Source organism: Mycobacterium sp., assembly GCF_036488105.1.
Taxonomy (GTDB): Bacteria; Actinomycetota; Actinomycetes; order Mycobacteriales; family Mycobacteriaceae; genus Mycobacterium.
Window position 1 is genome coordinate 1 of the sequence record NZ_DASXHW010000197.1, and the last position, 4,476, is coordinate 4,476.

Consider the following 4,476-nt stretch of genomic DNA (forward strand, 5'->3'; position numbering starts at 1 on the left):
GCGGCCAGCGGGTCGTGCAGATGTGCCTGATAACCGTGTCCGAGGCGGTGATAGGACTCCAGGTAGAAGCGCATCGCGTCCTCGATCACCCGAATCAACGCGTTCGGCGACGACGACCGGGTGCCCGGCTCGTCGTCGACGCTCAGCGCGGTGGTCGTGGTACTCGCAGCGGCGGCCAGCCGGACCAGGATCTCGGGCGTAAGCGCGATCTGCCGAGTCACGTCGAGGCCGCACAAGATCGGAAGACGTTGCAGGTCAACCTCTTCTGTTTCATTCGGAGACCAGGCAGCGAAGACCTCGGCCGCCGCTTCAGGGTCCACTGCGATGTTCCACTCTGACACCGCATTTGTATTGCCCCGGTAGTCGTACACGCCGCCCATGATCACCAACCGGTGCAACAGTGTTGGCAGCTCCGGTTCCTTGCGCAGTGCCAGCGCCAGGTTGGTCAGCGGTCCGGTGGCCAGCCCGATCAGCTCCCCGGGATGCTCACGGGCGGCGCGGACCCACGCCGACGCGGCATCATCGCCGCAGAGCTCCCGATCGGTCGACGGCAGCTCGGCATAGCCCAGTCCGCGTGGCCCATGGACTGCGCTGTCGCCGCGCGGGTTCGGGGAATTCAACGGGTGAGCGGCGCCCTTGGACACCGGCACGCCATCGACGCGGCACAGATCGAGCAGGCCGAGGTTGTTCTCGCAGACTTGTTCCACGCCAACGTTTCCGCCGGTCGAGGCGATGCCGACGAGTTCGGCATCTGGACTGGCCAGCAGATAAATCAGCGCGATGGCATCGTCTACGCCGGTGTCGACGTCGGCGAAAACTGGTGCGGCGGCCACCGCCCAGACGATACCTGCCGCCGGCTAGTCGGCCACGTAACGGTGTTGGGGACCTGCGAACGCGACGATGAAGGTCGGAAGGCTGTCGAACGCACGCCGGACGACGTCGGCTTCGCCTATCGTATTGTCCAGCTCGGGGTCTTCCACACGGTTTCAGGGTAACCCGATCGGGATTTTCGGGTGTGCGCTGTTACCAGTGCACGCCGGGGACCAGACGCGCCGCGGCTTTGACCGGTCCCATGACCCGCATGCGGGCCACGACAGCGCGGGCCGGGCGTTTGGGTCGACGTGACAACTGCTGTTCCACAACAGGTTTCGGATCAGTCTCACCGCGTGCTGCTGCCGAATCGGGATAACCGAGGTAAAGCTGGTGCAGGATGCGCCGCGACAGCTTGGGGGTGAAGTAGTTTCCGGCCTCGGCGAGGGTGCCCACCGGAGTGTCAATGCGTGCCGGCTTGTCGACTAAGCCGCGCACCACCATCGCCGCCGCATGCTCAGCGGTGATCGGCGGAACCGGGTTGAGCCTTCGGGACGGCGTGATCATCGGTGTCGCAACCAACGGCATGTGGATGTTGGTGAACGTGATGTGGTCGGAAAGCGTTTCGGTGGCAACCACTTCCGAGAAAGCGTCGAGCGCGGCCTTGGTGGGCAGATAGGCGCTGTACTTCGGGCTGCGTGCCTGCACGCCGGCGCTGGACACGTTGACGACGTGACCGAATCGGCGCTCACGCCAATGCGGCAACAGGGCCAACACCATCCGCACCGCACCGAAGTAGTTGACCGCCATCACCCGCTCGTAGTCATGCAGCCGGTCGGTCTGGTGGACGACCGATCGGCGGATCGACCGGCCCGCGTTGTTCACCAGGTAGTCGACGTGATCGAAGCGGCCCAGGATGTCCTTGACGGTGTGTTCCACCGATGCGGAGTCGGTGACGTCGCAGGTGAAGGCGTAGGCCTGCCCGCCATTGGCGCGAATCTCGGCGACCAGATCATCGAGTGCACCGCCGTTACGGGCCAGCGCGAACACCGTCGCACCCCGTTCGGCGACCGCGACCGCCGATGCCCGGCCGATGCCACTGGAGGCTCCGGTGATGATCACGTGCCGCCCCACCAGCGGTCCGTCCGGGTCGTCGCGGCGGGCCCGGTCGGGGTCTAGGTGCTCGGCCCAATACCGCCACAGCGCGGGCGCATAACTGGCGAACTCGGGCACTGCAATGCCGGTGCCGCGCAACGCTTTCTGGGTCTGCTCCGAGGTGAAGGTCGGGGCCAGGTCGACGACGTCGAGGACCTCGCCGGGGATGCCCAGTTGAGTGGCCACCATGTTGCGCCACACCTTGGGCCGGCCACGCACTTTGAGCACCGGTGCGGCCACCGACCGGGGGAGTGAGCCGCGTAGCGGCGGCAAACCGGCCGTGGCGGCGATTCCGCGGTAGATGCCGCGCAGCCCAATGGTTTTCGGTGCGGTCAGGTGGAACGTCTGGCCGTCGGAGGCGTCGGCGTGCAGCAGCGCGACCATGGCGTCGGCGACGTAGTCGACCGGGACGATGTTGGTGCGCCCGGTGTCGGGCAACATGATCGGCGTCAGCCGGGGCAGCACGGCCAGCTTGGCCAGCGTGCCGAAGAAGTAGTACGGCCCGTCGATCTTGTCCATCTCGCCGGTGCGCGAATCGCCCACCACGACCGCCGGCCGGTAGATGCGGTAGCGCAGCCCCGTCGTCGAGCGGACCAGCATCTCGGCTTCGAACTTCGTCTGGTGATACGGCGTCGGCAGCTGTTGGCCGATGTCGAAGTCGGCTTCGGTGTATTCGCCGTGGAAATCTCCGGCCACCGCGATCGACGAGACGTGGTGCAGCGTCGCATCGAGCCGGCGGGCCAAGTCGATGACCGCCCGGGTGCCGTCCACGTTGGCCGCGCGTTGCTCGGGCTCGGCGGCGGTGATGTCGTAGATCGCCGCACAGTGCACCAGGTGATCGACGTCGCCCAGCTCGGCGACAGCCGTGTCGGTCAACCCGAGGCTCGGCTCGGTCAACTCGCCTAGCAGCGGTTTCGCCCGATCACCCCACTGTTCGGCCAGCCTCTCGAAGCGACCTAGCGACGAGCGTCGGACCAGAACCCACACCTCGGCGTCTGGCCGGTTGTCTAGCAGACGGGACACCACGCGGCGCCCAATAAACCCGGTACCGCCGGTAACGACATAACGCATGAGACACATGGTGCGCCCGGCTGGGCCGCGCGTCAACGCAGTGTGACGCGATCGCGGAAACCGGTCCCGCCATTGGAACTGACGTCGTCAGGCCTGAACCTTGACGAGGTTGCCTCGCGGGCGCATTATTCATCACATGATGACTTCATCACGCGATGAATTCTCGGAAGTCCGCGTGACACTTAGGAAGGACTCTCGGTGACCGGATATCTAGCCGCTCTGGCGATCGTGCTCCTGCTTGGCACGGTGATAACACGAGTGCTGCTGTTACGACGGGCAGGGACTCAGGCAATGCACTTGGGCGCCCTTGACAAGACGGACTTCTTGATCCCTCCGGTCGCGCTGTTCTACTTCTACACGATCTTTGCTGCCGCGTTCGGTTGGCCGCTGGTCAGCACTCAGAAGTTCTTCCACTGCAACGTCATTGCCTGGATCGGTGTCGGACTGTGCTTCATCGGTTTGCTTGTCTTATTCCTGAGCCTGGTGTCGTTCGGCACGAGTTTCCGGGTCGGCATCGACGTGGACCAGCCCGACAGGCTGGTGACCACAGGCATTTTCGCCGTCAGCCGCAATCCGATTTACGTTGGCTTCGCGCTCGTGTTGGTCGGTCAGTTCCTGGTGTTCCCCAACTGGGTTCCGTTGGTCTACCTGGCCGCCGGGTTCTTACTGTTCCACCGGCAAGTGTTGCGCGAGGAAAGCTTTATGCGGCAACACTACTCGGAGGAATACGCGCAGTATTGCCGACGAGTCAGACGGTATCTGTGACGTGATCGTCGGCGGCGATCAGCCCGACGTCACCGTGGCGTCGTCGTCGTCCCACAACAGCAGCTGACGAACGGCTGGCCGCGATCCGTAGGGCTGCAGCATCTGACTGGCCGGACGCGGTCGCACCCGCAGCGGCCACCAGAACCAGCGGCCGAGCAGGGTGGCGATGGTCGGCGTCATGAAGGAACGCACGATCAAAGTGTCGAACAGCAGACCGAGGCCGATGGTGGTGCCGATCTGGCCGAGTACCTGCAGGCCGCTGAACACGAACCCGCACATGGTGACGGCGAAGACCAGACCCGCTGCGGTCACCACCGACCCAGAGCCGGCCATTGCGCGGATGATGCCGGTCTTGAGTCCGGCGTGGATCTCCTCTTTGAATCGGGAGATGAGCAGCAGGTTGTAGTCGGATCCGACGGCCAGCAGCAGGATGACCGCCAAAGCCAGTACGACCCAATACAACTTGATGCCCAGCAGGTACTGCCACACCAGCACCGACAGCCCGAACGATGCGCCCAGCGACAGGGCCACGGTACCGACGATCACGATGGCGGCGACCAGGCTGCGGGTGATCAGCATCATGATCAGCAAGATCAGGCTCAGTGAGGCGATGGTCACGATCAGCAAGTCGTAACTCTCCATGTCCCCGATGTCTTTGAAGGTCGACGCGGTGCC

The 4,476-nt window shown here is 64.6% G+C and carries 4 protein-coding genes; 1 reads left to right on the forward strand and 3 read right to left on the reverse strand.

Features of this window, described 5'->3' with window-relative positions; genetic code table 11:
- Nucleotides 1-833: nucleoside hydrolase (locus tag VGH54_RS10705; protein ID WP_331511952.1), on the reverse strand; the 833-nt coding region annotated here is incomplete at its 3' end.
- A 190-nt stretch (nt 834-1,023) separates the two neighbouring features.
- Nucleotides 1,024-3,036: an SDR family oxidoreductase gene (locus tag VGH54_RS10710; RefSeq protein ID WP_331511953.1), complete on the reverse strand. Its 2,013-nt coding sequence runs from the start codon at nt 3,034-3,036 to the stop codon at nt 1,024-1,026.
- A 198-nt stretch (nt 3,037-3,234) separates the two neighbouring features.
- On the opposite strand from VGH54_RS10710, the gene VGH54_RS10715 reads away from it, so the two are divergent.
- Nucleotides 3,235-3,801 (forward strand): isoprenylcysteine carboxylmethyltransferase family protein, encoded by a 567-nt coding sequence (locus tag VGH54_RS10715; RefSeq protein ID WP_331511954.1) that lies wholly within the window; start codon nt 3,235-3,237, stop codon nt 3,799-3,801.
- An 18-nt stretch (nt 3,802-3,819) separates the two neighbouring features.
- On the opposite strand, the gene VGH54_RS10720 is transcribed toward VGH54_RS10715, so the two are convergent.
- Nucleotides 3,820-4,476: MMPL family transporter (locus VGH54_RS10720; protein ID WP_331511956.1), on the reverse strand; the 657-nt coding region annotated here is incomplete at its 5' end.

Coding starts and splice junctions, on each gene's coding strand:
- VGH54_RS10710 (WP_331511953.1), bottom strand. CDS start 3,036: ATGCGTTATGTCGTTACCGGCGGTACCGGGTTTATTGGGCGCCGCGTG.